The organism is Bacillus sp. JUb11 (assembly GCF_024807925.1).
GTDB lineage: Bacteria > Bacillota > Bacilli > Bacillales > Bacillaceae > Bacillus > Bacillus altitudinis.
Genome location: NZ_JANUEZ010000002.1, coordinates 118,156 through 143,913, shown reverse-complemented (window position 1 = coordinate 143,913; position 25,758 = coordinate 118,156). Strand labels below are relative to the sequence as shown.

Below are 25,758 nucleotides of genomic sequence, written 5' to 3'. Positions count from 1 at the left end.
CTACTCCTTCAGCACAGCTTGAATATATTTTTCTGGTGTTGAAAGCATTTCCGCAGCTTGATTGATATAAGGTGCAATGAATTCTGTGCCTAATCCAATCGCAAGCGATAAGATAACAAGCAGTACCCCAGGATACACCATTCCTCTAATGGATGGCTTTCTTCTTCGCATATCCTGATCCTCTCCCCAAAACGCGAGCATGAAAATCCTCATAACAGAATAAAGGACAAGAAGACTGGACAGTAAAACAAGGATAGAGAACGTCATGTACCCAGCAGAAAACCCACCTTCAACAATTTTCAGCTTGCCAACAAATCCACTTAGCGGAGGAATACCCGCAAGTGATAAAGCCGATATGAAGAACATCCAGCCGAGTAGAGGCTGGGATTGAATCAGCCCACCCATTTTTTTCAGATGATTGGTTCCAGCATACACAAACAGTGCCCCTGCGAGCATAAATAGAGCTCCTTTGATCACCATATCGTGAATGAGGTAATAAATGGCGCCTTGAAGTGATGCCGGTGTATTGGCCGCAATCCCAAACAAAATGACACCAACAGCTGTGACAATGTTATAAATCACAATTTTTTGCACATCAGAATAGGCGATAGAGCCAATGACACCGAATATAACCGTTAGAGCGGCTAGCCAAGCCATAAGTGTATGTGTAAAACCTGTATCATGTATAAAGATGAGCGTAAAGACCCTGGCAATCGCATATAGCCCGACCTTTGTCAGCAGTGCGCCAAACAAAGCTGAAATCGCTGCTGGCGGTGCATGATAAGACCCTGGCAACCAGAAATAAAGCGGGAAGACCCCAGCTTTTAAGCCAAATACAATCAGGAACAGAATGGCAATCACGGTGATTAACCCTGTTTGCCCAGATTCAGCTATTTTCACACTTAAATCAGCCATGTTCAGTGTGCCTGTGACTGCATATAAACACGCTACGCCAACAATAAATAATGCCGATGAGATAATATTAAACACAATGTATTTCAGTGATTCACGAAGCTGAGGCTTTGAACCACCCAGAACAATGAGCATATAAGATGCCATCAGCAACAATTCAAAGAAGACAAACAGGTTGAAAATATCTCCCGTTAAAAAGGCACCACTCACGCCAGCTAACAAGAATTGGACACCAGAATAATAGAACAGCCGCTCTCTTTCTTTCCCAATCGTTTGAAAGGAAAAAAGAACTGTGACAAGTCCAACAATGGAAGCGGTCAAAACAAGAAGTGCAGCAAACTGATCGGCCACAAGGGCAATGCCAAACGGTGCTTTCCAGCCGCCTAGGTAAAGGGTTTGTATGCCGTTTGTGAAAATCGTTTGGACCAAATAGACATTACAGATAATGGCTAAAAGAGATGCAAATACACTAAAGCCTCTCGACAGCATGGTGTTTTTATTCATAAAAATCAATAATGTAGCAGCTAGTAATGGTATTAATATAGGCAGGATCACGAGATTATTCATGCTGATCATTTCCTCTCATTTGATCCATGTCATCTGTTCTCAGCTCTTGGAAGGCACGGAAGGCCATCACGAGCAAAAAGGATGTTACACCAAAAGCAATGACAATGGCTGTTAAAATTAATGCTTGTGGCAATGGATCTACATAGGATGTGAGCCCCTCTTTCAAAATAGGAGGTGCTCCCTTTTTTAAGCCGCCCATTGTTAATAGAAGCAAATGGACGCCGTGACTTAAAACGGCAGTACCGACGATGACCCGCAGAAGGCTTTTTGAAAGCATTAAATAGGTCGCTGCCATAAAAATGATTCCGACGATAATAGACATTAGAAATTCCATTATTCCTTCTCTCCAATCGTTTGAATAATGGTCATGGTGACACCAACAACAACTAAATACACACCGATATCAAACAGGACTGCTGTCGCCAGTTCTGTTTTCCCTAGAAACGGCAGTTGGAAATAATCAAATGCATGGGATAGGAAAGGTGCTCCGAACAGAAAAGATCCCATGCCTGTTAGGATGGCAACGAGCAAACCGACACCAGCCACATAAATAAAGTCAAATGGTAAAATGCGTCTGACTGTTTTAAGGTCATAGGCTAAAAGCAGAAGGACGACAGCACCAGCACTCATCAAACCGCCAATGAATCCTCCGCCAGGATTGTTATGTCCTGCAAGAAATAGGTGAAGTGAGAAAAGCAAGATGATGAATGCTGTAATTTTAGTAGTGACTTGTAAGAGCATATCATTCGTATCAATCTTTCTCATCGCCGTACGCCTCTCTTCCGTTTTCCTTGTGCTTTTACCTTCAATAATCCATAAATACCGAGTGCCGCAATGGCCAGCACTGTAATCTCAAAGAGTGTATCAAAGCCCCTGAAATCGACAAGAATGACATTGACAATATTGTCTCCGCCAGCCAGTTTGTAGCTGTTTTCAATGAAGTACGTTGAAATCGTGTCAAGAGACTGCTGGCTTGTGGAAGCGAAAGCAAGACAGGTGACAACGACTCCAACACCTAATGAGATGATCAAATTTGTTAATTTAAATCTTCGTGTTTTTTGCTTCAGACTCAGCTTTGGCAAATGATAGAAGCAAAGTAAAAACAGCGCGACAGAAATGGTTTCAATAATGAGCTGTGTCAGCGCAAGGTCAGGTGCTCTGAAAATCACGAAGAATAGTGACAGCGTGTAGCCCATAACACCTAGCGCAATAATAGCTGTTAAGCGTGAACGAGCAAATACAGTCGTGACTGTCGCTGCGACCATCACAAGTGAAAGGATGGCTTCGTACGTGCCGATTGATGCAGCGTGCTCAGTTTGAAATGAGAAGGCTTGCTTGTAGAACATCACGCTGCCCAGCACGATAATCATAAAACCAAATACATAGACAAGATAGTCACGAAGGAATCCTGTCATATAGCTGTTTGTTAGGCGGTATGACCCTTTTTCTACACCTATAAGTGAACGATCATACAAAGCGTTGAATGACCATTTTTCCTTAAATATGTTGTACATTGGGCGCCATTTTGACAGCGTTAAATAGCCAATGGTACCGAGCGCAACTACACCAATTGTCATGTAAAGCTCTGGCTGGAATCCATGCCACGCTTCAATTTTTACGGCAAAGCGGCTTCCTGTTTGAATGGCTTCTGGAATGATCGCTTGAATGGCAGGTTCAATGACAGAATAGGCAAGAATATTAGGGAAAAAGAAAAACGTGACCACAAGTGCAGCTAAAATAATTGGCGGGATCAGCATACCAATCGGTGCTTCATGCGGTTTTTTCTCCAATTGATCGACATTCAGACGGCCTCTAAATGTTTTGAAGACGATCATCATACTGTAGATGAACGTAAACACACTAGCGAGCCAAGCGATAGCAGGGAAGACAGCCCCCCATGTTGAAACATCCGTAAAGCTGATGTCAGAAATCCGAATCATACTTGTGAAAAATAGCTCTTTACTTAAAAATCCATTAAAAGGCGGGAGTCCAGCCATCGAGAATGTACCAATTAACGTAATTGTAAAGGTAATTGGCATGATGGTCATTAATCCACCTAATTTGCGAATATCACGTGTACCTGTTTCGTGATCGATAATCCCTGCTGCCATAAAGAGACTTCCTTTAAAAGTCGCGTGGTTAATGAGATGAAAAATAGCAGCAAGAACGGCTGCGCCAAAAAAGGCAGGGTTGTTTTCATGAATGGCAGCTGCGCCTACTCCTAGCATGAGCATAATCATACCGAGTTGACTCACTGTCGAGAAGGCCAGAATGGCTTTCAAATCATTTTGCCGAACGGCGTGGAAAGATCCCCAGAATAGTGTGATAAGTCCGACAATCGAAATGGTCCAAAACCACACCTCTGATATAGCAAAAATCGGACTAAAGCGGGCAACCAGATAAATACCGGCTTTGACCATAGTAGCAGAATGCAGATAACTGCTTACAGGGGTTGGTGCTTCCATAGCATCAGGCAGCCAAATATAAAATGGGAACTGCGCTGATTTCGTGAAGGCCCCTAGTAAAATGAGAACCATCGCAGGGATGAAATAAGGTGATGCCATAATGAGCTGAAGCTGATTGACTGCTTCGCGAATACTGAATGAATCAGTGATCAGGTAAATGAGGATGAAGCCGCCAAGCATAGCTAATCCGCCAAACACAGTAATAAGCAGTGATTTGGTTGCTCCGTAACGAGAACGCTCACGCTTATACCAATACCCAATTAAGAGGAAGGAAGAGATACTTGTTAGCTCCCAGAACAAATAAAGTACGACCATGTTGTCAGAGAGAACAACACCAAGCATAGCGGTCATAAACATTAATAAATACGTATAGAAAGAGCCAAGCTGTTCTTTTTCCTTTGATAAGTAGAAAATACTGTACAGTACCACAAGTGCACCAATACCTGTGATGAGTAAAGCAAATAACAGGCTGAGACCATCTACATACACAGTGAAATTCATCCCTAGAGAGGGAATCCATTCAGCTTGTGAGAACAACGTTCGTCCATTCGAAGTGATCTGGAGCATTTGGATGAAATAGGTGAATAAAAGAATAGGCAAGATGAGAACAAACCATCCTGTATGTATACGCCTTACGTATTTAAAGAGAAAAGGGACGACAAAGGCAAGTAAAAAAGGTGATAGGATGGCGAAGTGAATAAGCTGCAAGAAAATGAACCTCCTTTGATCAATATAAATTCACGTTCTAAAGAACTGGTAATTAAAATTATAGCGTAAATACAGACATAGTGCATTGGTTTGAACTGATTTACGGCAAATTGAATTTGTTTTGAGTTCTTTTGACCACAAAAAATATTTTATCAAAAATGAAACTCGTTGTATATTGTTTTGTATTTCGTACATGCTTTTCTTAAAGGAGCTGATCAAATGAAACGAAAGATCGCCATCAGCTTAAGCATATTCTGCACGATTTTAGGAGGAGCATTCTTGATTGAACGAAATGATCAAAAAAGGTGGCAGGCCGGGAGTGAATGGCCGCTATTTTCTGAACAACTCCTCCATATGACCTATCCGCAGGCGAAACAGTATCCTTTTCAGCCTCGGGAGTATATACGAATTGTATTAGCTGATGAATGAGGATGTATGGGAGAAAAGAAATATAAAAAAAAGCATGTCCCTTACGAAAAGGACATGCTTTTTGTTTCTTTTTTAAGTAAACATTCTAAGTAAGATTGTTGCGCAAATAACGGTTGCTGCTCCGCCAAGACGTGTAGAGACTTGAGCGAAAGGCATAAGGCCCATTCTTCCAGAAGCTGAAAGAATCGCAACATCACCAGTACCGCCTAATCCACTGTGACAACCAGTCACAATGGCAGATTCAACTGGATACATGTTCATGAATTTACCAACAAAGTAACCAGAACCAACCATGCCTAGAACAACAGCAATACATACACATACGAAAGGAATCGAAATAACAGTGGCCACATCATCAAGTGGAATGTATAGAATTCCTAAACCAACCATTAGAGGCCATGTAAAGCTTTTCGATACAAACTTGTAGAACTGCTGTGAGCCGTTTTGCAAATGCTGAGGCATCACGTTTAAGTATTTGATTAATGCAGCAAGAACAATCATTAAGATTGGACCTGGAATATGAACAAAACTTTCTAATAAGCCGCCAAAGATAAAGGTTGTACAAGCAACAAGTACACCTGCACCCATTAAGCTGAAGTCAACTTTAGTATCCATGTCAGGCTGTTCAAAGATTTCATTTGCTTCTTTTGATTTAACAAGTCGTCCATTCCCGTTTAGTTCAGGACGTTTTTCACCAAGCTTTTTCATTGCGCCAGCACAAATGATGGCAATGACGTTCCCAATGACAGCAGCCGGAATCAATTGAGAAATTAATGACTCTGCTGATACACCAAGAATTTGTGAATAAGCAATTGATAATGGCAATATCCCTTCACCGACACCACCGGCAATAATCGGTACAATGATAAAGAAGAACGAATGATGCGGTGTGTAACCAACTAGAAGACCCACTAGAATTCCAGCAGCTACAGCTGTAATTGTACCTGCAACAAGAGGAACAAACATACGAATAAGGCCTTGCACTAAAACAGTTCGTTGCATTCCAAGAATACTACCTACTACAAGAGCAGATATATAGAAGTATAGGAAGTTCGACGTTTTCATCAGAGACGTAACCGCTTCCAACGAGTTTGGATTCAGAACATGAAAAAAGACCAGGAACGATGGTACGAATAAAGAAAGAATCGCCGGTCCACCAATATCTTTTAAGATTGGAATACGTTGTCCTACATCTCCTAGGAAAATCCCCAAAATCATAATAACAGCGAAACCACCAAGCATATTTGCTGGAATTTTATTAAAATAAGCGGCAGTTAAAATAATCGCTGCAAGTACTATATACACAGGTAGATCAATAACACCAATTTTCCAAGAAAGAATTTTTCGGAAAACGCTTTTATTATTGTCAGAATCGTTTGTAATCGATTTCAATTGTTGTGTATTAGCCACATAAACACCCCCAAATGCTATTTGTCTCAATTGTAGAAGATTCTGTGACACTCATCTATTTATTAAACTAAATTAAGTGTAATAAAAGTAAAATAAACAGGGGTTTTGTTGTTTTTATCATACAAAAATCCCCTGAAGATAGTTTGTCCTTCAGGGGATTGAACATACATGGTATTTATTTATCGTTTTCCTTTTAAATAAGGAGTACCAAGTGCTTTTGGTGCGTCTGCTCGTCCAATGAAGCCAGTAAGAGCTAGGATCGTCAGCACATATGGTGCAATGAGCATGTACACGTTCGGGATTTCTTGAAACAGCGGAAGCAGAGAGCCAATGATGCTTAAGCTTTGTGCAAATCCAAAGAATAAAGCAGCGCCCATAGCGCCAAATGGGTGCCATTTCCCGAAAACAAGGGCGGCTAACGCAATGAAGCCTTGTCCTGTAATGGTGGCGTGTGAGAAGTCAAGAGCGATGGTCGATGCATACACAGCTCCGCCAAGACCGCCAAATAGACCACTAATGAAGACGCCGATATAGCGCATCCGGTATACCTTGATTCCCATTGTATCAGCTGCCATTGGATGCTCTCCGACTGCACGAAGTCGTAAGCCAAACGGCATTTTAAATAAAACAAACCAAGCGGCAACCGCAAGAACTAATGCGAGAATGGACGTATAATACACATCTTTAAAGAAAATATCACCAATGATTGGAATGTCACTTAAAAGGGGAATATCTCCTTTATAGAAAGGTTCTGTAATTTTATCTGTTTGTGCTTTTCCATAAATCAGTTTGACAACAAACAGCGTAGCACCAAGGGCAAGCATGTTAATCGCAACACCACTGACCGTTTGATCTGCTCTGAACGTAATAGTGGCAACAGCGTGAATGAGTGAGAACACGCCGCCAATGGCCATACCAACAAGAAGACCGAGCCACGGGGTCAAGGCACCAAACGTATCAGCAAACATTAAGTTAAAGATAATACTAGAAAATGCTCCGACGACCATCAAACCTTCAAGACCAATATTGACGACACCTGATCTTTCTGAAAAGACGCCTCCAAGAGCGGTTAAAATAAGTGGTGCAGCATATACAAGTGTAGCCGGGACGATGATTTCAAGAATTTGCAGAAATCCCACTTATTTTCCCCCCTTTTTCTTCAATTGTTGAATGACAAGACGGATGATATAGCTTGAGGCAACGAAAAGAATAATGATCGCAATCACAATATCAACGACCTCAGTCGGTACGCCAGATTCAAGCGGCATGTTTAAAGCACCGACTTTCAATCCACCAAGCAATAATGCCGCTAAGACGACACCAATAGCTGTATTTCCGCCTAATAAGGCAACAGCGATTCCATCAAAACCAACGCCAGTGAAGGCATCTTTTATTGATGCATATTCAAAGGTTCCGAGCCCTTCCATCGCACCTGCAAGACCTGCAAAGGCACCAGAAATGAGCATGGAATATATAATGTTTTTTCTCACATTCATTCCAGCATATTGGGATGCGTGTTGATTCATACCAACAGCACGCAATTCAAACCCTTTAGAGGTTTTTTGGATAATGATCCACATAATAACGGCAGATAGGACAGCTACAATGATTCCGTTATGCATGCTTGAAAAATCAGTGATTTTTTCAAAAAAATCAGAGTGTAATGAGGCAGTCGAATTAATATTATCTGTTTTATCTTTATGATCTGTAAGAACATTTGTAATAATAAAATTAGTCACATGAAGTGCAATGTAGTTCATCATAATAGTGACAATCACTTCATGAACATAAAAACGTGCTTTTAAAAACCCAGGAATAAAGCCCCATAATGCACCAGCAGCAGCTGCAGTGATCAGTGCAAGAGGCAGGTGGATATACGCAGGTGCATGGACGGTTGTTCCTATCCATACAGATGCAATCCAGCCAATGAGAAGTTGACCTTCTACCCCGATATTAAAGAGGCCTGTCCGAAATGCAAAGGCAACAGCAAGTCCTGATAAAATATAGGGCGTGACTTGTCGGATGGTTTCTCCCATATAATACGTTTCACCGAATACGCCATTCCAAAGGGCGCTATAACCTTCGATGACACTATAACCGCTTGCCAGCATAATGATGGCCCCAACGAAAAGACCAAGTACAATGGCTATAAGCGGAATCAGCAGATTTGTTAAGCGATTAGACATTTGCTTCTTTCCCCACTTCCTGTTGCGTACTTCCAGCCATTAACAGACCAAGTTCTTGCTCTGTTGTTTCTTTTGGATCAACAATGGCAATAATGCTGCCTTCGAAAATAACGGCAATCTTATCACTGACATTGATAATTTCATCAAGCTCAAAGGAAATGAGCAGAACGGCTTTGCCTGCATCCCTTTGTTCAATCAGACGCTTATGAACAAACTCAATGGCTCCGACGTCAAGTCCGCGTGTCGGCTGTGCGGCAATTAATAAATCAGGGTTTCGGTCCACTTCACGGCCAATAATGGCTTTTTGCTGGTTACCCCCTGATAGCGCACGTGCTTCTGTATATTCACTAGGCGTCCGTACGTCGTATTCAGCAATGATTTGTTTTGCTTTTTGATAAATATTTTTCATATTCATCAAGCCAAACTTCGAATATGGACGCTGATAATACGTTTGTAAGGAAATATTTTCTCCAATTGAAAAATCAAGGACAAGTCCGTGCTTATGACGGTCTTGAGGAATGTGTCCGATACCAGATTCTGTGACCTTACGAGGCGGGAGATTTTGAATGGCTTTCCCGTTTAGCATGATCGTGCCAGATTCGGATTTTTTCAGACCTGTAATGGCTTCAATTAATTCAGATTGACCATTTCCGTCTACACCCGCAATTCCGACAATCTCACCAGCTTTCACTGATAAATTGAGTTGTTTCACAGCTTCAATTCCTCGCGCATCTTTGACAGTGAGATCTTGAATTTGCAAGACTTCTTCAGCAGGGGAGGCTGCTTTTTTGTCTGTTTTAAATGAGACTTCGCGGCCGACCATTAAGCTGGCAAGCTCGTCTTTGTTTGTGTGTTCCACATCAAGTGTACGAATACCTTGCCCTTTTCGGATAATGGTCACGCGATGACAGGCATCCATAATTTCTTTTAGTTTGTGGGTAATTAAAATAATGGATTTGCCTTCATTGATTAAGTTTTTCATAATTTGTATGAGTTCTTTTATTTCTTGAGGTGTTAAGACGGCTGTTGGTTCGTCGAAGATCAAGATGTCAGCGCCGCGGTATAGTGTTTTTAAGATTTCTGCTCGCTGCTGCATACCGACTGAGATGTCAGATACTTTAGCGGCAGGGTCTATTTTCAGTCCATAACGGTCAGAAAGTTCCTGCACTTGCTGAATGGCTTGTTCTTTGTCAATCTTTCCAAATTTCTTTGGCTCTTTTCCTAAAATGATGTTTTCAGCCACAGTAAATGTATCAACTAGCATAAAATGCTGATGGACCATTCCAATGCCTAAATCACTTGCATCATTTGGACTTGAGATTGTAACCGGTTTTCCGTGTACCTTGATTTCACCTTTTTCAGGCTGATACAGTCCGAAAAGCACGTTCATAAGCGTTGATTTTCCAGCGCCGTTTTCACCAAGCAGCGCATGAATTTCGCCCTTTTTTAGCTGTAGCGTAATGTTATCATTTGCTACAATGCCAGGGAATTCTTTGCGTATATTCAACATTTCAATGACATAATCCACAGGTTTAACCGCTCCTTTTTTAGGGTGCTGATGAAGATAAAAACTAGCAAAAGAAAAGCTGCAAAACAAGGCTGCAGCTTTTCTTTTACCACCTTTTACGAATAAAGAGGAGGTAAAGGAGAGGCAAGGGGATAAGACGCGCTTATCCCGATGCACAAATTAAGCTTTAAAATCTTTTAGTTCATCACGTGTTGCAGGGATTTTCACTTCACCCTTGATGATTTTTTGTTTCCATTCTTCGATTTTCTTCAATACATCTTTATCAAGATTCTCTTGAGATGGAGAGATGTCAACGCCGCCTTCTTTCAGACCGTACGTGATGACTTCGCCACCAGGGAATTTACCTTCTTTTGCTTTTGTTGTTAAGTCTTGTACCGCTGTGTCTACTTTCTTAATCATAGAAGTAAGAGTGACACTTTGTTTTGTTCCAGGTACTTTACCTTCGTCATACTGGTCTTTATCAACACCAATGACCCAAACATTTCGATTTGGATCTGCCTTTTTTAAATTGGTTGCTTCTGTAAAGACACCCGTTCCAGTACCTCCAGCTGCATGATAAATAATGTCAACGCCAGATTTGTACATACTTTCAGCTGTTGCTTTACCGATGTCTGCTTTATCAAATGCACCAGCATATTTCACTTCAACTTTTGCTTTTGGATTAGCTGCTTCAACGCCTGCACGGAAACCAACTTCGAATTTTCTGATTAATTCAGAATCAACGCCGCCAACAAAACCAATTTTGTTTGATTTTGTAGAAAGAGCCGCTGCAACACCTACAAGGAATGACCCTTCGTTTTCGTTAAATGTAATACTAGCTACGTTCTTCTTATCAACAACTGCATCCACAATTGCAAATTTGGAATCTTTTCGCTGATCAGCTATTTTAGAAATGGCACTCTCCATTTTATAGCCGATACCATAAATCAGGTTAAATTTTTGTCTAACAAGTGTATTTAAATTTGTTGGATAATCTGCATCCGTTTTGGATTGTAAGTAATCAAAGCCGTTTTTACCTTTTGTTAAATTGTTGTCTTTCCCAAATGCTTGTAAACCTTCCCAAGCTGATTGGTTAAACGATTTGTCATCGACACCACCGACATCAGTTACCATTGCAACAGTGAATTGATCTTTATCTTTTTTGTTTTCACCGCTGTTTGAGCCAGAGTTGCCGCATGCTCCAAGGATGGTTCCTGCTGCTACGACTAAGGACAATGCAAGTCCAATTTTGCGCTTCTTCAAAACATAACCCCCTATAAAATTTAAAAGTTTCAGAAAAGTCTCGCGAAAAAAGACCGACTCTAGCCTTCTCCTATCCTTGTGAAAAGGGTATTTTATCCTGCATTCTTTTAAAATTGCTGGAAACAGGAGAGAAGATGTAAGACATCAGACTTATATCTCGTTGAACTAATCAATCATAATTTATCATTTCCCATCGAATAAATAAATAGAAATTTGTTTTATTTTTAAAAAAATGTTAAAAGGCTAAATTCGATGTCTTTTTATGTGCTGAAATATGATATAATGCCGCTTTTATGATGTGCTCTACTACAGTGGAACCACTGATATCAAGGGGTTTGTGACATCGTATGCCATAAAAAAACATCTGGCCTTTGTGAAAGGTCAGATGTGTCAAATTAAAGATATTGCTGAATCAAATTCATGTTGCTTGTATTCAGTTTATATTGGAAAACAGGGCGGCCGATTGTCCCGTATGCCATCTCCACATCAACCACTTCGATATCCTCAAGAAATTTCAAGTATTTTCTAATTGAAACTTGGGAGATTTCAGTATGATTGGCTAGGTCTTCGGTCGTGAAAGCCTGCTGACCGAATGATTGAATGCTTGTCCAGATGAGTTTGAGTGTGCTCTTCGTTAAGCCTTTTGGCAGCAGGACTTTTTCCGCCTCTGCTTTTTTATGAAAAAGCTTCGCATCTAAATCATTTTGAGAGATGCTGTTCATCGTTTGGTATAGGGCATGTTTTCTTTTATATTCTGCCAGTGCTGATTGGAAGCGTTCAAACTCAAAAGGTTTGATTAAATAGTCGACAGCTCCGTTTCGCATCGTTTGCTGTACGACATCCACTTCATTTGCAGCTGAAATGACGATGACGTCAACGGAATGATTTTTCTCACGAATTTCTGATAATAGGGCGAGCCCATTTTGTCCAGGCATATAAATATCAAGCAATACAAGGTGAATGATTTCTGATTTTAAGATGTCTAGTGCCTTCTGAAATGAGGTGGCAATCCCTTTTAATTCAAATCCTTCTATTTGGGTCAAGTAGCGTTTATTCAGCTCCCCGACCATTGGGTCATCTTCTACGATCAACACATTAATCATGTGAATCCTCCTTTTGTTTATATGGAATACGGAGACTAAAGGTCGTTCCTTCTCCTTTTTCGCTTGTGACGATCATATGTCCGTTCAGTTTTTTGATGCTTTGGTCAACAAAGTAAAGGCCAAATCCTCTGTCTTCTCCTTTTGTTGAAAAGCCTTGATCAAACATAATGTCCTGTTCGTCTTTTGTCAGACCGACCCCTGTGTCTGTAATTTCAATATGAAGCTGCTCTTGGACATATCTGAATGAGATGGAGATATTTTTATTCTCTGTATGGGAAACGGCATCGAGTGCGTTATTTAACAGATTACCGATGACCGTAATAAGGTCATGTGTGACTGCTGGGTCCTCCGAGTTTGGTACCTGTGTACTGCAATTGACTTCTAAAGCTGCGCCTTGTTCTCTGATGTAGCTTTGTTTTCCTAGTAAAAACCCGGCTAAGACTGAGTTTTTCACATGGTTGATGATTTCATTTGTTTCTGTCTGCTGATAAATCGCAATATCTTTAATATAGGTGCCAAGGTCATCATAGTTCTTTAGCTGGACCAATCCTAAAATGACATGAAGCTTGTTCATAAATTCGTGTGACTGGGCACGAAGTGCATTGGCATACATCTTCACCCCGCTCAGCTGCTCAGCCAGGTGTTTGACTTCTGTTTTGTCACGGAAGGTTGCGATCGCTCCGACAATTTCCCCTTTTACCGTAATCGGCACCTCATTAAAGACCAGCTCCAGTCCGTTCATTCTGACATCGCGATCAAGCAGCGGTTTCCGTGTTTCGATTACTTGCTTTAAGCCGCTTGAAGGAAGAAGGGCCTGTACATCTTGTTCTCTAGGGTCAACCATAATGCCCATATTATGAAAAAGACGTTTAGCTTCTGCATTTGCCAGCTTTATTTTACCGTGCTGATCGACGGCAAGAATGCCTTCTTTTGTTGATTCTAGCATAGCGCTTCGTTCTTTTAATAATGTGGCAATTTCATCTGGCTCTAGTCCAAACATAATCTTCTTTACTTTACGTGCCACAATGAGTGCGCCGATAATGCCAGATAAAAGGCTAAGCGATGTGACAAAGTAGAGCGGGAGCAGGCTTTGATGAATAATTAAATCAATTTCCTTTAATGTAATCCCAACTGCCACAGCCCCGAGCTGCTTGCCATCTTGGTTATAAACAGGAACAAAGGCACGCATGGACTTGCCAAGTGTTCCAGATGCGGTACTAATATGTTCTTTACCCTGTAATGCCGGTTTTTCATCACCGCCAGCAAACCGTTTCCCAATCTTTTGCGGATTCGGATGTGTTTTGCGGATACCGTTCATATCCATGACGACAACGAATTCGGTTTTGGTAATACGCTGAACACTTGTTGTATATTTTCGCAGTGCTGTATATGATTGATCTTTTTCCAATGATTTTGCTGTGATCGGAGCCTCTGCGACCATTTTGGCAGTGGAGAGGGCGATATCACGTTCCTGCTGATGAATATTTTTGGCTGTTTCTGACCAGATCGTAAAGAATGTGATACAGAGGGAGATCAGGACAACAATACAGACAAAGATCGTCAGCCGTGTTTGCAGTCTTAAAGTTTTTTTCACGAGTATACCCCTAACGCGCAATTTTTTCGTAATAGTAATACTTTAACGGGAAAATGTAAGTTTGTGAAGGAATGTACGTGCAAAATCACAAATTTGATTTAGATTCCAGTTTACTTGGAAAGCATCTTGTCAATCCGTTTTAAGTGAGCCATAATAAAAATGAGCTTATGAGAAAGGATCTATTTATGAAAAATACATATTTGACTGGATATTTTCCGCTGATTTCAATTTTGCTATTCAGCTCTGCCTTTTCTATTTTTACAGTAGGTATCACGACTGACTTCTTGACCCAAGCAGGAATTTTAAAAGGAATGCTGGAATTTTTCTCTGAACAGGGCATTCGTCTTGCTTTATTTGCCGCATTTGCACTTGTTTATTTTATGATTTTATCTGCTTTAAAACTCATTGCAGATACGGTGTTAGAGTTGGCGCTGCTCTTTTTTGCAAAGGACCCTGAAGGGGAGAACTTAAAGAAAATTCGGATTGCATCGGTTGTCTATTTGTTTGCCAGCTTACTTGCATTTCTATTGACGCAGCAGCTTATTCTGCTTGTTGGACTTTTTGTTTTAGCAAGTCTCGTCTATTTTATCTGGGTTGTGGTACGCATTTATCAATCACTTTCCATGCTGAATTTAATTGGGTTTATGATGTTTAATCTGCTGTTTTGGGCCACGTTTTTGATCGGCATTTTGTACTTATTTATTAAGCTTTATAACAGTGTGATGGCGAGTCTGCCAGCTTAATCAGACGAAAGAAAGCATCCTCCGATGATGGAGGATGCTTTTTTTATGGAAGAAACCGCTTCTGAATATCAGGTGTAGGCATCATACAGGATGTTTTTTGACCAAACCATTTGTAGCGATTCTTTGCAATGAGCTGATAAAACCAGTCACGGATTGGACGAGGGATCGCGAGGAGTAAATAGCTCCATCTGTATATCCCTTTTAAATGCCGCGCGGCTTTTAAGATGCCTGTTGACTTCATATAAAGGGTCCCATTTTCAATATAAATGAATGAATTGAACTCATCTAAAGGCAAGCCGTTTTCTTTTAAAATACGCTGCCCTGTATCTGATTGTAAAGAAGCAAACATCATCCGCTCATTCGGGTCGCGCTTGATGATAAACTGAACAGCACCACTGCACACGTTGCAGACACCGTCAAATAAAATGAAGTGAGAGGGTTGTGTTGAATGCATCGCAATCAAACCTCCTGTTTATCTAGCGTATTGCATAGTTTGTTTCCAAATACGTAAGTGCGGACTTGAACTATAAATAGATTCAACGGTTCCTCTATCTCTTCCTACCCATACACCCATTGTGTATTGATCTGTCAGACCAACAAACCAAATGTCTTTGTAGTCATTGGATGTGCCTGTTTTTCCCCCAATGTAAGGAGAATTGAAATTCGCCTTTTTACCTGTTCCACTTTTCACAACAGAGGCAAGCAGCTTGCGCATTGTTTCATTTGTACGCTGAGAATAGATTTGCTTCGGCGACTCTTTCCACTTGTAAAGGGTTTTGCCGTTTAAGTCTGTGACCTTTGTAATGGAGTGATTTCGCGTATAGGCACCTTGATTGCCAAACACGGTATATGCATCGGTTATTTCTAGCGGCGAGAAGCCTTTTGTAAATCCTCCAAGTGCAGAAGGGAGACGGTAATCATCTGCGACAATATGTTCGAATGAAAACTTTTCTAAATAGCTGAAGCCTTTTTTGACACCGACTGTATCAAGCATACGAATCGCTGGTGTATTGTAAGAGTTCTTAAAGGCTGTTTCAAGTGTTACAGTTCCATACGTTTTATGATTATAGTTTTGCGGGCAATATCCGCTACTGCAAAACTTGCCGGCACTGATTTTGCTTGATGCCGTGGCACCGGTTTGATCAATATAAGGGCCATAATCTAACAGCGGCTTAATGGCGGAACCTGGTTGTCTTTGCGCTTGATAGGCGTAGTTGAAATCAAATTTTTTATAATTCTTCCCGCCAGCAAGTGCGACGATTTGATGGGTTTGGTGGTTAATGACTGCTGAACCGCCTTCCACACCTTGATAAGGCAATTGTGCATTGAGCTGATAAACCGCTCTTTGTTGTAAGGAAGGGTCTAGTGCTGTATAAATCTTCACACCATCTTGAAGCAATGCACTGACCTTTTCTGATAATTCTTTTTGAATTGCCTTTTTTGCGCCAGCTGTTTTGGCTTTTTTCAATCGTTTTGTAAAGCCTTCCTGATCAGACACCAGATCGGTAAATTCTTCATTGGCGTATGTCACATAGTCAGGGTAAAGGTTTTTCTTTTCACTTAAGGACAAGCTGATTTTTTCTTTCACTGCTTTTTTGTATTGCTTCTTAGTAATGACACCATCTTTTTCTAAAATACCAAGCAGCCGTTCCTGGCGTTTCTTTGTATGTTTGAATTGTTTCAATGGGTCATACAGCGTAGGGTTGTTAGGAATCGCAGAAATAAATGCCATCTGTGCAAGCGTCAAAGAACTAAGCGGCTTATCAAAATAGTAATTAGCCGCAGAACCGACACCGTAAACCCCGTTACTGAAATAAATCGTATTTAAATAGCTTTCGAGAATTTCCTCTTTTGTAAATTTTCGCTCGAGCTCATAGGAATAGAGCAGTTCTGTAAACTTTCGGCTGAATGAACGTTCATGACTTAAATATAAATTACGGGATAACTGTTGTGTGATGGTGCTAGCGCCTTGGCTAATGCCATGGTTTTTCACATTTGCGGCAAGGGCACGAATCACGCCCATAAAGTCAATGCCTTTATGGTCATAAAAGTTGCGGTCCTCTGATCGGAGGAACAGCTCCTTGACGGAATCAGGAATTTTATCGTACTTCACGAAAACACGGTTCTCATCGTTTGATACGATCTCAGAGATAAGAGAACCATCTCGATCATACATATAACTGTTTTGGGAAAAGTCTACCTTTTCCAGCTTGATTTTTTGATCAAGCACTTCGTTAACAGGTTTTACACTTGCGGCTTCTTCCTTTGATAGATAAAAAGTCAGAACAAATAATGGGATGAGGGCAGCAAGTAATAACCAACCAATGATTGCACGAAACATGAGGTCACTCACTTTCTTCGGATTTCTAGCCATATCGTACCATTCTTTTGCGATTACGAGAAGGTTATTTTTAGAAAAGAATAGACGTGAAGTCTAGTAAACAAGGCATTTAGACAGAAGAAAAGAGTATCTGATGATGGATCAGACACTCCTCTCTTTTGTCTTTGATTGTGAGCGGACCGCCCATAAAAATAATGCCCCGAAAAGGAAAATGCCTGCGGTGACATAAAAGACAGCTGGAATTCCGTAATGACTCGCCACAATGCCGCCTATGACGGGTCCGACGACATTTCCAAGAAAGCGGAAGCTGACATTGTAACCAAGCACTTCCCCTTGCATAGAGGCAGGCGCTTTGATGCGAATATAGGCCGTCGTACAAGGAATGATGCCGCCTAGTGCCATCCCGTATAAGAAACGGAAGATGACTAACATCCCGTAGGAATCTGCCATCGCTTGCGGGATAAATAAAATGGAGGAGAGGATGAGAAGGGCAAGCAGCACCTTATCGTGACCAATACGATCTCCAAGATCTCCCCATTTCCGTGTAAACAGCAAATTGCCAAGCCCTGTTGCAGAAAACGCCAGCCCTGCATAAAAGGCAAGATTGACTGGGCCGTGTAAATCATGAATATACAAGGCTAAAAGCGGCTGAATACTAAAGTTCCCGACTTGCGTAATAAATGTGAGAAGCATGGTGACTACAAGTAAAGGCTGTTTGAAAATATGGACAAGGACGTCCTTCCGTGAGTAAGAAACCCGTTTTGCTTCTTTTGAACGGATCGGCTGTTCTTTCACACCGAAGATAATGACAATCGCTGATACATATATGACAGCAGCTGTTAAGAAAAATGTATAAATGAATCCGACACTGTCTGCCATAAATCCACCCATTAATGGACCGAATAACCCTCCGGCGACATTACTCATCTGCATTGTACCAAGGGTCTTACCGGCTGTTGCCTTTTCGGTCTGTGCAGAAATCAGTGCCATCGAAGTCGAAATAAAGCCTGTCACAAGCCCCATGAAAAGCCGTAACGCAAATAGTTGATAAACGGTTTGAACAAGCCCCATTAATAAAATGCTTGTTGCAATCCCAATGCCGTTAATGAGCAAAATCTTTTTATAGCCATGCCGGTCACCAATCCGTCCCCAAATTGGAGAAATGAGAAAGGCTGTTAAAAACGTAACCCCAAAGACATAGCCGCTCCATCTTTGAACAAATTCATTCGAATAACTGCTATCAAGAGACTCTATGTAAAGTGATAAAAAAGGGACGATCATTGTAATGCTGGCAGATACAAAAAAGTTCACAAACCACATGATGTACAAGTTTTTCTTCCTGTTTGTGATAAAGACCACCTTCTTTATTTATTTCGTGTTCCTTAATAATTATAAAGGAAAATAAACGATCTTTCATCTGATGAATAGGTTGGGCATAGTGAATCTGCATTATTTTCACGAAAATGAAGTGATTTCAAAGTCCGTCTTAATATAATAGTAGCAGGATGGAAAACAGACGAGAAAGTGGGGTGAGACTGATGGAACAGAAGACGCTGCTTGTGGTCGATTTTGAATTTACGATGCCTGATGGGAAATATCATCCGCAAAATTTTTTCCCGGAAATCATTGAGGCCGGTGTCGTTAAAGCATCAAATGAAACGATCATAGACACATTCTCAAGCTATGTCAAACCGAAAAAGTTCCCGAAGCTGACAAAGCGCTGTAAATCGTTCCTTGGCATTACGCAGCAGGATGTAGAAAGCGGGATTTCTTTTGAGGCGTTTATCGAGAAGCTCGTGTCACTCGATGGGGGAGAAGACTGTGAGATTATCACATGGGGAAATATGGACATGAAGGTACTGAAGCAAAACTGTATGCTCAATCATATTGGTTTTCCTTTTAAGGGGAATCAAAGGGATCTGGCTTTTGAATATAAAACCTTTTTTGGGGATAGAACACTCACAGGACTTCGGAAAGCAGCTAAGGAGTACGGCAGTGAAGGAGCTGGTAAGCATCATAAAGCACTCGATGATGCCATGACCACTTATCAGCTGTTCACCCTTTTTGAAAAAGATCGATCCTATGTGGAAAATCCGCAAACAACCAAAATTGGTGAACTCATTGACTTCTCTCACTTTTTTGATTCGGCAGATTAGCGGGCGTCTTCTGGAAAATAATCTTTTTCAAGAGAAGAGAGGCACGCTCTTGATTTTTCAGCCCACTTGGAATCATCCGCACTGAGCCCTTTTTTCAATTTGTCTACGGCGTCTTTCAGTGATACTTGATAATCAGGGATGTCGCCATCATAAGGCTTGACCATATGATGAGGGATGTTCGTCTGTTCCCTAAAGGCCAAAGCTCGTCTTTCCTGAAAAAAAGGTACGTCCGCTTCTTTTGGATGATGCAGGTCACCTTGAGTGGGGTGTGTTAAAACCGCTTTTACTTGAACGAGATAAGTAGATGGTTTAACGGCTGTCACTTCCCCAATGTAAACACCTGTTTTGTAAAAACCTTTCACGATTTGTCCAATCTGAATGTCTGTCATATGAAATTCCTCCATTTCCTTCGCATAAGAAGGTATTTCCTTTCTTTTAGCCAATATAGTGAAGTAAACGAGCAAAAGGGGGAAGAGCGGAACATGTCGTTCATCATATTCTTTCTACTGTATTTTCCTGAAGATAAAAGGGAGTATATCCCTGCGGCAATCACGACGGTGCTTTTCTTTGCTGCTGCATTTATTTGCTTTCGTCTGATCGTTCGTGCTTCTAAAAAGCAGGAGCAGATCGATGAAAAAAGGACAAAAAAAATGGATTGATCATTTTCTTCTTGTATCTTCAGGAAACTTCACGGTGACTGTTGTACCAGACTGCAATGAGCTTTTGAAACGAATGGTTCCATGATGATTTTCAATGATGGAAAATGTCACTGTCAACCCAAGCCCTGTTCCTTTATTTTTCAATGTGTAATAGGGTTCACCAAGCTTTTTCATTTGGCTTTCTGACATGCCTACACCGTTATCAACGAAATAAAGGCAGATTCGATGATTTTCTTTTGAAGCAAACAGTTCGATTTTACCTTCGTGTTCGGGCGCTGCTTCGATTGCATTTTTGATTAAATTAATCATGACTTGTTTGATTTTCGTTTCATCACCTTGGATGTATAAGTCTGGTTCAATCGATTGATGAATCGTGACCGACTTAAAATTCGCATAGGATGTCATCAGCGATGCACATTCTTCAAGTAATTTAGATAAATTGAGAGACTCAATTTGATAATAATTTTGTTTCGCAATATCAAGATAGCTCGTAATAATATCCTGCGCACGGTCAAGTTCAGATAAAACGAGATTTTTATAATCTTTATTGGTTGACGGCTCTTTCGTATTGTCACTTGAAAAGAGCAGTTGGATAAATCCTCTCACCACCGTCAGTGGATTGCGGACTTCATGGGCGACACTTGCTGCAAGTTCACTCACAATCGTCAGTTTCTCTGATTGGACAAGCTGTGTTCTCATTTGCGCATTCTCTTTCACAAACTCAATGGAATAAATACTCAGCACAAGAAAGAATATGTAGTAAAGAGTTGAGAAAAATAATTCGAGCAGCTTTTGTTGCATAATGAATGCAGGGCTGTACTCAATTAAGCTGACCACAAGCAGTCCAATGTAAATAAACATCCCTTTTGATAACGCAATTAGGACTCCGTATAACAGCTTTCTCTGCTTAGAATATTGGCGCCATTTCCGGTAAAGCAGGAAAGGAATGAAAAAGTAAATCGGTACAACAATCAATCCAACCCATAAAAAAGAGCCATACATCACGAACTTTACGGTTGAACTAACTAAGATAGCGACGATTCCGGCGGTATATCCCCCGTATAAAATAGCCAGTACAAGGGGAATCGATTGAAGCCCAGTCTGCAAATCTAAAATCGAACCAACTGGATACATAATACATAGTGCTGATGAAATGGATGCAAATATGGTGATGAGCAGTTTATTCGTTTTAGGGAAATGAGCAGGGGTCCGGCTTAGCCATAGTGCATGATATAAAAAGATTGGAAATAGAATAAAAGATACATGGAGCAGAAAATCCTTGAACATTTCCATTTAAATGCTCTCCTCGTAAATAATTGTAATTCCTCTCATTATATCATTTCATGTACAAAGTAGATATGATAATAGGAGGGTTTTTTTCTTTAAAAAGAACACCCGTTAGGATGTTCTTTTGATAGAAATGGTTTTATTCGGATGATAGAGTGAATGCTTGATGAAGGCGCTTCAGACCTTCTTTTACTGTTCCGGCAGGACAGCCTAGATTCATTCGAATAAAGCCGTCTCCTTCGTGCCCATATACGTTTCCGAGCTCTAGTATGACCTTGCCCTTTTTCAGCAGATTACGTTTCAATTCTGCTTGAGTGAGCTCATAATCACGAATATCCAGCCATAATAGATAAGAAGCATCTGGTTTCATATAACGCATGCTCGGCAGATATTCATCAATATAATCCATTGCGATCTTCATATTATTTTCGAGGTAAAGAACAAGTGAATCAAGCCACTCATCTCCGTGGCGATAGGCCGCCTCCATGGCAGGAATCGCAAAGGCATTCAGTTTAGACAATCCATTTCTTTGCAATTCATTGGTGAAAAGGGTTCTTTTTTCTTCATCAGAAATGATAATGGCAGATGCCTGAAGACCAGCTAAATTAAATGTTTTACTCGGTGCAATACACGTTACCGTGATGTTAGCTATCTCATCAGAAAGGCTGGCAAAAGGCACATGCGGCTGTCCGTAAAGCATCAGATCCGAATGAATTTCATCTGACACGACGGTGACACCGTACTGTACACATAGGTCTCCTACACGCTTTAATTCTTCTTTTGACCAAGCTCTCCCTGAAGGATTATGCGGATGACAAAGAAACATCAGCTTTGCTTCTGGTCTGCTTAATTTTTTCTCTAAATCATCAAAATCCATCATGTAACGGTTGTTTTCTATTTTTAAAGGATTGGTTGAGACGATACGTCCATTTCTTTCAATCATTTGATAGAAGGGCGTATACACCGGTGACTGAATGACCACTTCATCATTCGGAGCTGTAAAGGCTTGTACCGCAAAACTAAGTGCTGTCACGATACCTGGTGTGAAGGTGACGGCATCTGTTTGTATCGTCCAACCGTGTCTTCTTTTGAGCCAGTCAGCTACTGCTTGCTGCGTTTCCTGATCCTGAAATGCATAGCCGAATACACCGTGATCTAATCGTTCTTTTAAAGCATCAAGCACGACTTGGGGCGCTTTAAAATCCATATCTGCTACCCACATTGGCAGCGCATCTGTTGTCAGGAACAAAGACTCTGCTTGATCCCATTTGACTGATTTTGAACCTTTACGTATGATCTGTTCGTCGAAATTCATGAAACCCACCTCTAGCCGTTTTTCAACCACTCTTGGTTGTGCTAAAATAAACATCACAAAATTTATTATAAGCGGTGATCCCCATGAAAGATAGTCAAGCTGTAGAAGAGATGATTCAAATCATTAAGGCATGGGACCCTTTTCAGTATGGAGAGGACTTTTACGAAACGGAGCCTGCTGACGTCATCAGTGCCTTATACGACGCAGAAGACCCGTTATCTTTCGCGAAAGACATTCAAGCCATTTACCATCACTCATTTGATCAGCTTCTTCCGATGGAAAGCTGTCAGCATATCGCAAATCAGCTTTTTGTCATAAGAGAAGGTAGCTCCTGCTCGTTTTAAGACAGGCTGAAATGACCAATTTGATCAGACACAAAGACCGGATTTTCCTCAGGGATGAGGTGCCCGGTTTTTTTTAATGCGTGAAAGGTTGAATGCGGCAGATCTTTGTGCAGTCTTTCGCCAATTTGAATAGGAACGATCCGGTCTTCCTCCCCCCAAATCAGCAGGACAGGTGTCTCCATTTTCTTTAAGACATCTGACGCTAAATCGCCTTCCCTGTGCCGAATCAAACGAAAAATACCTCTGAAAATTTGGTCATCTGAAAAAGGCTTTAAATATCCGTCCACCATCTCTTGATCAATAATCGAATGATCATGCACAACAGCGGTTAAATTTTTCATAATACCATGCTTGAACAACTTTCTTTTTAAATAGAGATAAAAATAAGGAATATAAGTGCTGTAAACAAGCGACTTTTTGGACTTATTCATATACCCTGAACTGCATAAAAGAACGGCTTTTTCAAATAGGTCGGGACGCTCAGAGGCAGCATATAAAGCAATTTGTCCCCCCATGGAATGCCCCACGAGGATCGCATGCTGAATCTGTAAATAACCAGCTAGTTCAATGATGATTTTTGCCATGTTGCGATAGCTGTAAATGAACGTATTTGATTTTTCGGACTGCCCGAATGGAGGCAGATCAATCGCAATTAAATTGAAGTCTTGTTTCATAAGCGGGATGAGCTTTCGATAGCTGAAGGTAGATGAGAAAAGGCCGTGAATCAAAATCAATGTCTTCTTACCTTCATTTGGATAGTGTTCGTAATAGATATCTAAACCGAATTTACTTTTCATATAGGATGGCTGTACAATGTCCACACTCATCAACTCCGATATTTGATACTCACTCTCTGTTAGGTGACTGTATTGTACCCTAAAAAGTGGATTTTAAGCTACGATTAGAATCTTTTCCCTGCTTAGCATAATGGGAAAAACGTGCTATAATGTTCAGAAGATTTTTTAAAACTAGCTTTTTACAATCAGAGGTGTGAAATCAATGAAACTAACCGAAAAAGAAACTGAAATATTAGAGATTTTAGATGAAAACAGCCGCGCCGATTTAAATACAATTGCAAAAATGGCAGGTGTGACATCAGAAGAAGCAGAAGCCATTATTCAAAAGCTCGAAGATCAAAAAGTCATTATTGATTATTCGACCATGATTGACTGGCGAAAAGTAGACGGACACGAAGGCGTTACAGCGATGATTGATGTGAAAGTGACCCCAAAAAGAGGCGTCGGTTTTGATGAAATTGCTGAACGCATTTACAGGTTCCAAGAAGTGGAGTCCGTGTATTTAATGTCAGGCGTGTATGATTTATCTGTTGTGATCAGAGGAAGATCCATGTCTGATATCGCCCGCTTCGTATCTGAAAAATTATCGACACTTGATTCTGTTGTTTCAACCACTACCCACTTTATTTTGAAAAGATATAAGCATGATGGGAAAGTCTTTGAAACAGGGGACGATGACAAAAGAATCGTGGTGTCTCCTTAAATGAAAAAATCTTATTTATCTGAAACGGTACAAAGCATTCAGCCGTCAGGTATTCGGAAATTCTTTGATTTGGCAGCCACAATGGAAGGGGTTATCTCCCTCGGGGTCGGCGAACCGGATTTCGTGACAGCTTGGAATGTGAGAGAAGCCAGTATTATGTCTTTAGAGCAAGGACTGACCTCTTATACAGCAAATGCTGGGCTGCTCTCTTTGCGAAAAGAATTGAGTCATTATTTATATAAGCGGTTTCACATTGAGTACAGTCCTGAAGAAGAACTCATTATTACCGTTGGCGGTAGCCAGGCGCTTGATTTGGCCTTTCGCGCCATTTTAAACAACGGGGACGAAGTAATCATCCCAGAGCCTTGTTTCGTCGCATATGGGGCTCTTACGACACTTGCGGGCGGTGTACCGGTTTATTTAAGTACATCGGCTGAAAAAGATTTTAAAGCCGATTCTGCTGATCTTCGTACGAAGCTGACGCCGAAAACAAAAGCCATCTTGCTATGCTCTCCATCAAACCCAACAGGGTCTGTTTACTCGAAAGAAGAGCTTGAAGATATTGCTCAGTTTGCAAAGGAGCATGATCTTTTAATCATCACAGATGAGATTTATGCAGAGCTGACGTACGATGAAGCTTTTACGAGTGTGGCGGCGATTCAAGATATGAAGGAAAGAACGATTTTGATTTCAGGCTTTTCAAAAGGATTCGCTATGACGGGCTGGCGCTTAGGCTATGTGGCAGCACCGCCAGTCCTCCGTGATGCCATGCTGAAAATACATCAATATTCTATGATGTGTGCACCAGCTATGGCACAATATGCCGCAGAAGAAGCATTAAAAAATGGACTTGAAGATGTGGAGAAAATGAAGAAAAGCTACAGAAGGCGCCGTAATTTGTTTGTCGGCTCTCTCAATGAACTTGGACTCACTTGCCACCAGCCAAACGGAGCGTTTTACGCTTTCCCGTCCATTAAAAGCACAGGCATGACTTCAGAACAATTTGCCGAGGAGCTGCTGCTTAGCGAGAAAGTAGCGGTTGTCCCTGGAAATGTATTCGGTCCAAGTGGTGAAGGACATATTCGTTGTTCATATGCGTCATCACTCGATCACTTGCAAGAATCACTTTCAAGAATCCAGCGTTTTTTACAGAATAGACAAGTGAAAGAAGAAGCACCTGCTATCTTAAAATAAAAAAAGGCATCAATCCATCTGGACTCATGCCTCTCAAATTAGGGGGGAATACTAGAAAGCATTCTTGTTTTCAGG

General features: G+C 41.0%; 25 protein-coding genes. 7 read left to right on the top strand and 18 right to left on the bottom strand.

Annotated features, from left to right (window positions below):
* From M2369_RS03950 to M2369_RS03935, 4 genes are read right to left on the bottom strand one after another with little or no spacing between them, the layout of a single operon-like run.
* Window positions 1-1,479, bottom strand: coding sequence for a Na+/H+ antiporter subunit D (locus tag M2369_RS03950; protein WP_079920595.1), 1,479 nt, complete (start codon window positions 1,477-1,479; stop codon window positions 1-3).
* Window positions 1,472-1,813, bottom strand: a complete 342-nt coding sequence (locus M2369_RS03945) for a Na(+)/H(+) antiporter subunit C (protein ID WP_003213576.1) — start codon at window positions 1,811-1,813, stop codon at window positions 1,472-1,474. The genes M2369_RS03950 and M2369_RS03945 overlap by 8 nt, the downstream gene beginning before the upstream one ends.
* A complete protein-coding gene (locus M2369_RS03940) occupies window positions 1,813-2,244 on the bottom strand; it encodes a Na(+)/H(+) antiporter subunit B (protein WP_008345843.1) in 432 nt (143 codons plus the stop codon). Before M2369_RS03940 ends, M2369_RS03945 begins: the two co-directional genes overlap by 1 nt.
* On the bottom strand, window positions 2,241-4,652 hold the full coding sequence (locus M2369_RS03935) for a Na+/H+ antiporter subunit A (protein ID WP_058336866.1): 2,412 nt from the start codon (window positions 4,650-4,652) through the stop codon (window positions 2,241-2,243). Before M2369_RS03935 ends, M2369_RS03940 begins: the two co-directional genes overlap by 4 nt.
* A 219-nt stretch (window positions 4,653-4,871) precedes the next feature.
* On the opposite strand from M2369_RS03935, the gene M2369_RS03930 reads away from it, so the two are divergent.
* The gene (locus M2369_RS03930) at window positions 4,872-5,081 is read left to right on the top strand and encodes a hypothetical protein (RefSeq protein WP_019744044.1); all 210 of its coding nucleotides are present in this window, start codon (window positions 4,872-4,874) and stop codon (window positions 5,079-5,081) included.
* Between the two features lie 72 nt (window positions 5,082-5,153).
* Here M2369_RS03930 and M2369_RS03925 read toward each other — a convergent pair whose 3' ends face one another.
* From M2369_RS03925 to malK, 7 genes are all read right to left on the bottom strand, one after another.
* Window positions 5,154-6,491, bottom strand: coding sequence for a 2-hydroxycarboxylate transporter family protein (locus tag M2369_RS03925; protein WP_017367956.1), 1,338 nt, complete (start codon window positions 6,489-6,491; stop codon window positions 5,154-5,156).
* Window positions 6,492-6,670: 179 nt separating this feature from the next.
* Window positions 6,671-7,630 carry an ABC transporter permease gene (locus M2369_RS03920; protein ID WP_259253401.1) on the bottom strand — a complete coding sequence of 320 codons (960 nt, stop codon included), beginning with the start codon at window positions 7,628-7,630 and terminating at the stop codon, window positions 6,671-6,673.
* Window positions 7,631-8,677, bottom strand: coding sequence for an ABC transporter permease (locus M2369_RS03915; RefSeq protein ID WP_025207902.1), 1,047 nt, complete (start codon window positions 8,675-8,677; stop codon window positions 7,631-7,633).
* On the bottom strand, window positions 8,670-10,205 hold the full coding sequence (locus M2369_RS03910) for an ABC transporter ATP-binding protein (RefSeq protein ID WP_058213661.1): 1,536 nt from the start codon (window positions 10,203-10,205) through the stop codon (window positions 8,670-8,672). The genes M2369_RS03915 and M2369_RS03910 overlap by 8 nt, the downstream gene beginning before the upstream one ends.
* 159 nt (window positions 10,206-10,364) lie before the next feature.
* Window positions 10,365-11,447, bottom strand: coding sequence for a BMP family lipoprotein (locus M2369_RS03905; RefSeq protein ID WP_017358951.1), 1,083 nt, complete (start codon window positions 11,445-11,447; stop codon window positions 10,365-10,367).
* 395 nt (window positions 11,448-11,842) lie between these two features.
* Window positions 11,843-12,550, bottom strand: coding sequence for a response regulator (locus M2369_RS03900; RefSeq protein WP_024719723.1), 708 nt, complete (start codon window positions 12,548-12,550; stop codon window positions 11,843-11,845).
* On the bottom strand, window positions 12,543-14,144 hold the full coding sequence (gene malK, locus M2369_RS03895; protein ID WP_259253400.1) for a malate sensor histidine kinase MalK: 1,602 nt from the start codon (window positions 14,142-14,144) through the stop codon (window positions 12,543-12,545). Before malK ends, M2369_RS03900 begins: the two co-directional genes overlap by 8 nt.
* A 185-nt stretch (window positions 14,145-14,329) precedes the next feature.
* Here malK and M2369_RS03890 point away from each other — a divergent pair, with 185 nt between their 5' ends.
* Entirely contained in the window at window positions 14,330-14,887 is a 558-nt protein-coding gene (locus M2369_RS03890; RefSeq protein WP_017367952.1) for a YufK family protein, read from the top strand.
* 43 nt (window positions 14,888-14,930) lie between these two features.
* Here M2369_RS03890 and M2369_RS03885 read toward each other — a convergent pair whose 3' ends face one another.
* From M2369_RS03885 to M2369_RS03875, 3 genes are all read right to left on the bottom strand, one after another.
* A complete protein-coding gene (locus tag M2369_RS03885; protein WP_017358953.1) occupies window positions 14,931-15,341 on the bottom strand; it encodes a thiol-disulfide oxidoreductase DCC family protein in 411 nt (136 codons plus the stop codon).
* Between the two features lie 18 nt (window positions 15,342-15,359).
* Window positions 15,360-17,261, bottom strand: a complete 1,902-nt coding sequence (locus M2369_RS03880) for a transglycosylase domain-containing protein (RefSeq protein ID WP_017358954.1) — start codon at window positions 17,259-17,261, stop codon at window positions 15,360-15,362.
* 108 nt (window positions 17,262-17,369) lie between these two features.
* A complete protein-coding gene (locus M2369_RS03875; RefSeq protein WP_220482436.1) occupies window positions 17,370-18,548 on the bottom strand; it encodes an MFS transporter in 1,179 nt (392 codons plus the stop codon).
* A 218-nt stretch (window positions 18,549-18,766) separates the two neighbouring features.
* Here M2369_RS03875 and kapD point away from each other — a divergent pair, with 218 nt between their 5' ends.
* Complete coding sequence (kapD, locus tag M2369_RS03870) at window positions 18,767-19,384, top strand: 3'-5' exonuclease KapD (RefSeq protein ID WP_008345814.1); 618 nt, start codon at window positions 18,767-18,769, stop codon at window positions 19,382-19,384.
* Here kapD and kapB read toward each other — a convergent pair.
* Complete coding sequence (kapB, locus tag M2369_RS03865) at window positions 19,381-19,773, bottom strand: kinase-associated lipoprotein KapB (protein ID WP_017358956.1); 393 nt, start codon at window positions 19,771-19,773, stop codon at window positions 19,381-19,383. The genes kapD and kapB overlap by 4 nt on opposite strands.
* 93 nt (window positions 19,774-19,866) lie before the next feature.
* Here kapB and M2369_RS03860 point away from each other — a divergent pair, with 93 nt between their 5' ends.
* On the top strand, window positions 19,867-20,043 hold the full coding sequence (locus M2369_RS03860) for a hypothetical protein (RefSeq protein WP_008345810.1): 177 nt from the start codon (window positions 19,867-19,869) through the stop codon (window positions 20,041-20,043).
* Here the strand turns inward: M2369_RS03860 and M2369_RS03855 are convergent, their stop codons facing one another.
* The gene (locus M2369_RS03855) at window positions 20,044-21,336 is read right to left on the bottom strand and encodes a sensor histidine kinase (RefSeq protein ID WP_008345807.1); all 1,293 of its coding nucleotides are present in this window, start codon (window positions 21,334-21,336) and stop codon (window positions 20,044-20,046) included. It lies immediately after the preceding gene.
* A gap of 133 nt (window positions 21,337-21,469) precedes the next feature.
* Complete coding sequence (locus M2369_RS03850; protein ID WP_039169733.1) at window positions 21,470-22,645, bottom strand: MalY/PatB family protein; 1,176 nt, start codon at window positions 22,643-22,645, stop codon at window positions 21,470-21,472.
* A gap of 83 nt (window positions 22,646-22,728) precedes the next feature.
* On the opposite strand from M2369_RS03850, the gene M2369_RS03845 reads away from it, so the two are divergent.
* Window positions 22,729-22,989, top strand: a complete 261-nt coding sequence (locus M2369_RS03845) for a YugE family protein (RefSeq protein WP_045034535.1) — start codon at window positions 22,729-22,731, stop codon at window positions 22,987-22,989.
* Here the strand turns inward: M2369_RS03845 and M2369_RS03840 are convergent.
* Window positions 22,986-23,810, bottom strand: coding sequence for an alpha/beta fold hydrolase (locus M2369_RS03840; protein ID WP_203143612.1), 825 nt, complete (start codon window positions 23,808-23,810; stop codon window positions 22,986-22,988). The genes M2369_RS03845 and M2369_RS03840 overlap by 4 nt on opposite strands.
* A 178-nt stretch (window positions 23,811-23,988) precedes the next feature.
* Here M2369_RS03840 and M2369_RS03835 point away from each other — a divergent pair, with 178 nt between their 5' ends.
* Both M2369_RS03835 and M2369_RS03830 read left to right on the top strand, forming a co-directional pair.
* Window positions 23,989-24,489 (top strand): Lrp/AsnC family transcriptional regulator, encoded by a 501-nt coding sequence (locus tag M2369_RS03835; RefSeq protein WP_007500517.1) that lies wholly within the window; start codon window positions 23,989-23,991, stop codon window positions 24,487-24,489.
* Entirely contained in the window at window positions 24,490-25,683 is a 1,194-nt protein-coding gene (locus tag M2369_RS03830) for an aminotransferase (RefSeq protein WP_039169726.1), read from the top strand. It begins immediately after the preceding gene.
* The last annotated feature ends 75 nt before the right edge of the window (window positions 25,684-25,758 follow it).

Bases quoted from the DNA above. Each gene is read 5' to 3' on its own strand.
- M2369_RS03950 (WP_079920595.1), bottom strand. From the start codon at position 1,479: ATGAATAATCTCGTGATCCTGCCTATATTAATACCATTACTAGCTGCT.
- M2369_RS03945 (WP_003213576.1), bottom strand. From the start codon at position 1,813: ATGGAATTTCTAATGTCTATTATCGTCGGAATCATTTTTATGGCAGCG.
- M2369_RS03940 (WP_008345843.1), bottom strand. From the start codon at position 2,244: ATGAGAAAGATTGATACGAATGATATGCTCTTACAAGTCACTACTAAA.
- M2369_RS03930 (WP_019744044.1), top strand. From the start codon at position 4,872: ATGAAACGAAAGATCGCCATCAGCTTAAGCATATTCTGCACGATTTTA.
- M2369_RS03915 (WP_025207902.1), bottom strand. From the start codon at position 8,677: ATGTCTAATCGCTTAACAAATCTGCTGATTCCGCTTATAGCCATTGTA.
- M2369_RS03900 (WP_024719723.1), bottom strand. From the start codon at position 12,550: ATGATTAATGTGTTGATCGTAGAAGATGACCCAATGGTCGGGGAGCTG.
- M2369_RS03890 (WP_017367952.1), top strand. From the start codon at position 14,330: ATGAAAAATACATATTTGACTGGATATTTTCCGCTGATTTCAATTTTG.
- M2369_RS03885 (WP_017358953.1), bottom strand. From the start codon at position 15,341: ATGCATTCAACACAACCCTCTCACTTCATTTTATTTGACGGTGTCTGC.
- M2369_RS03880 (WP_017358954.1), bottom strand. From the start codon at position 17,261: ATGGCTAGAAATCCGAAGAAAGTGAGTGACCTCATGTTTCGTGCAATC.
- M2369_RS03875 (WP_220482436.1), bottom strand. From the start codon at position 18,548: ATGTGGTTTGTGAACTTTTTTGTATCTGCCAGCATTACAATGATCGTC.
- kapD (WP_008345814.1), top strand. From the start codon at position 18,767: ATGGAACAGAAGACGCTGCTTGTGGTCGATTTTGAATTTACGATGCCT.
- kapB (WP_017358956.1), bottom strand. From the start codon at position 19,773: ATGACAGACATTCAGATTGGACAAATCGTGAAAGGTTTTTACAAAACA.
- M2369_RS03860 (WP_008345810.1), top strand. From the start codon at position 19,867: ATGTCGTTCATCATATTCTTTCTACTGTATTTTCCTGAAGATAAAAGG.
- M2369_RS03855 (WP_008345807.1), bottom strand. From the start codon at position 21,336: ATGGAAATGTTCAAGGATTTTCTGCTCCATGTATCTTTTATTCTATTT.
- M2369_RS03850 (WP_039169733.1), bottom strand. From the start codon at position 22,645: ATGAATTTCGACGAACAGATCATACGTAAAGGTTCAAAATCAGTCAAA.
- M2369_RS03845 (WP_045034535.1), top strand. From the start codon at position 22,729: ATGAAAGATAGTCAAGCTGTAGAAGAGATGATTCAAATCATTAAGGCA.
- M2369_RS03835 (WP_007500517.1), top strand. From the start codon at position 23,989: ATGAAACTAACCGAAAAAGAAACTGAAATATTAGAGATTTTAGATGAA.
- M2369_RS03830 (WP_039169726.1), top strand. From the start codon at position 24,490: ATGAAAAAATCTTATTTATCTGAAACGGTACAAAGCATTCAGCCGTCA.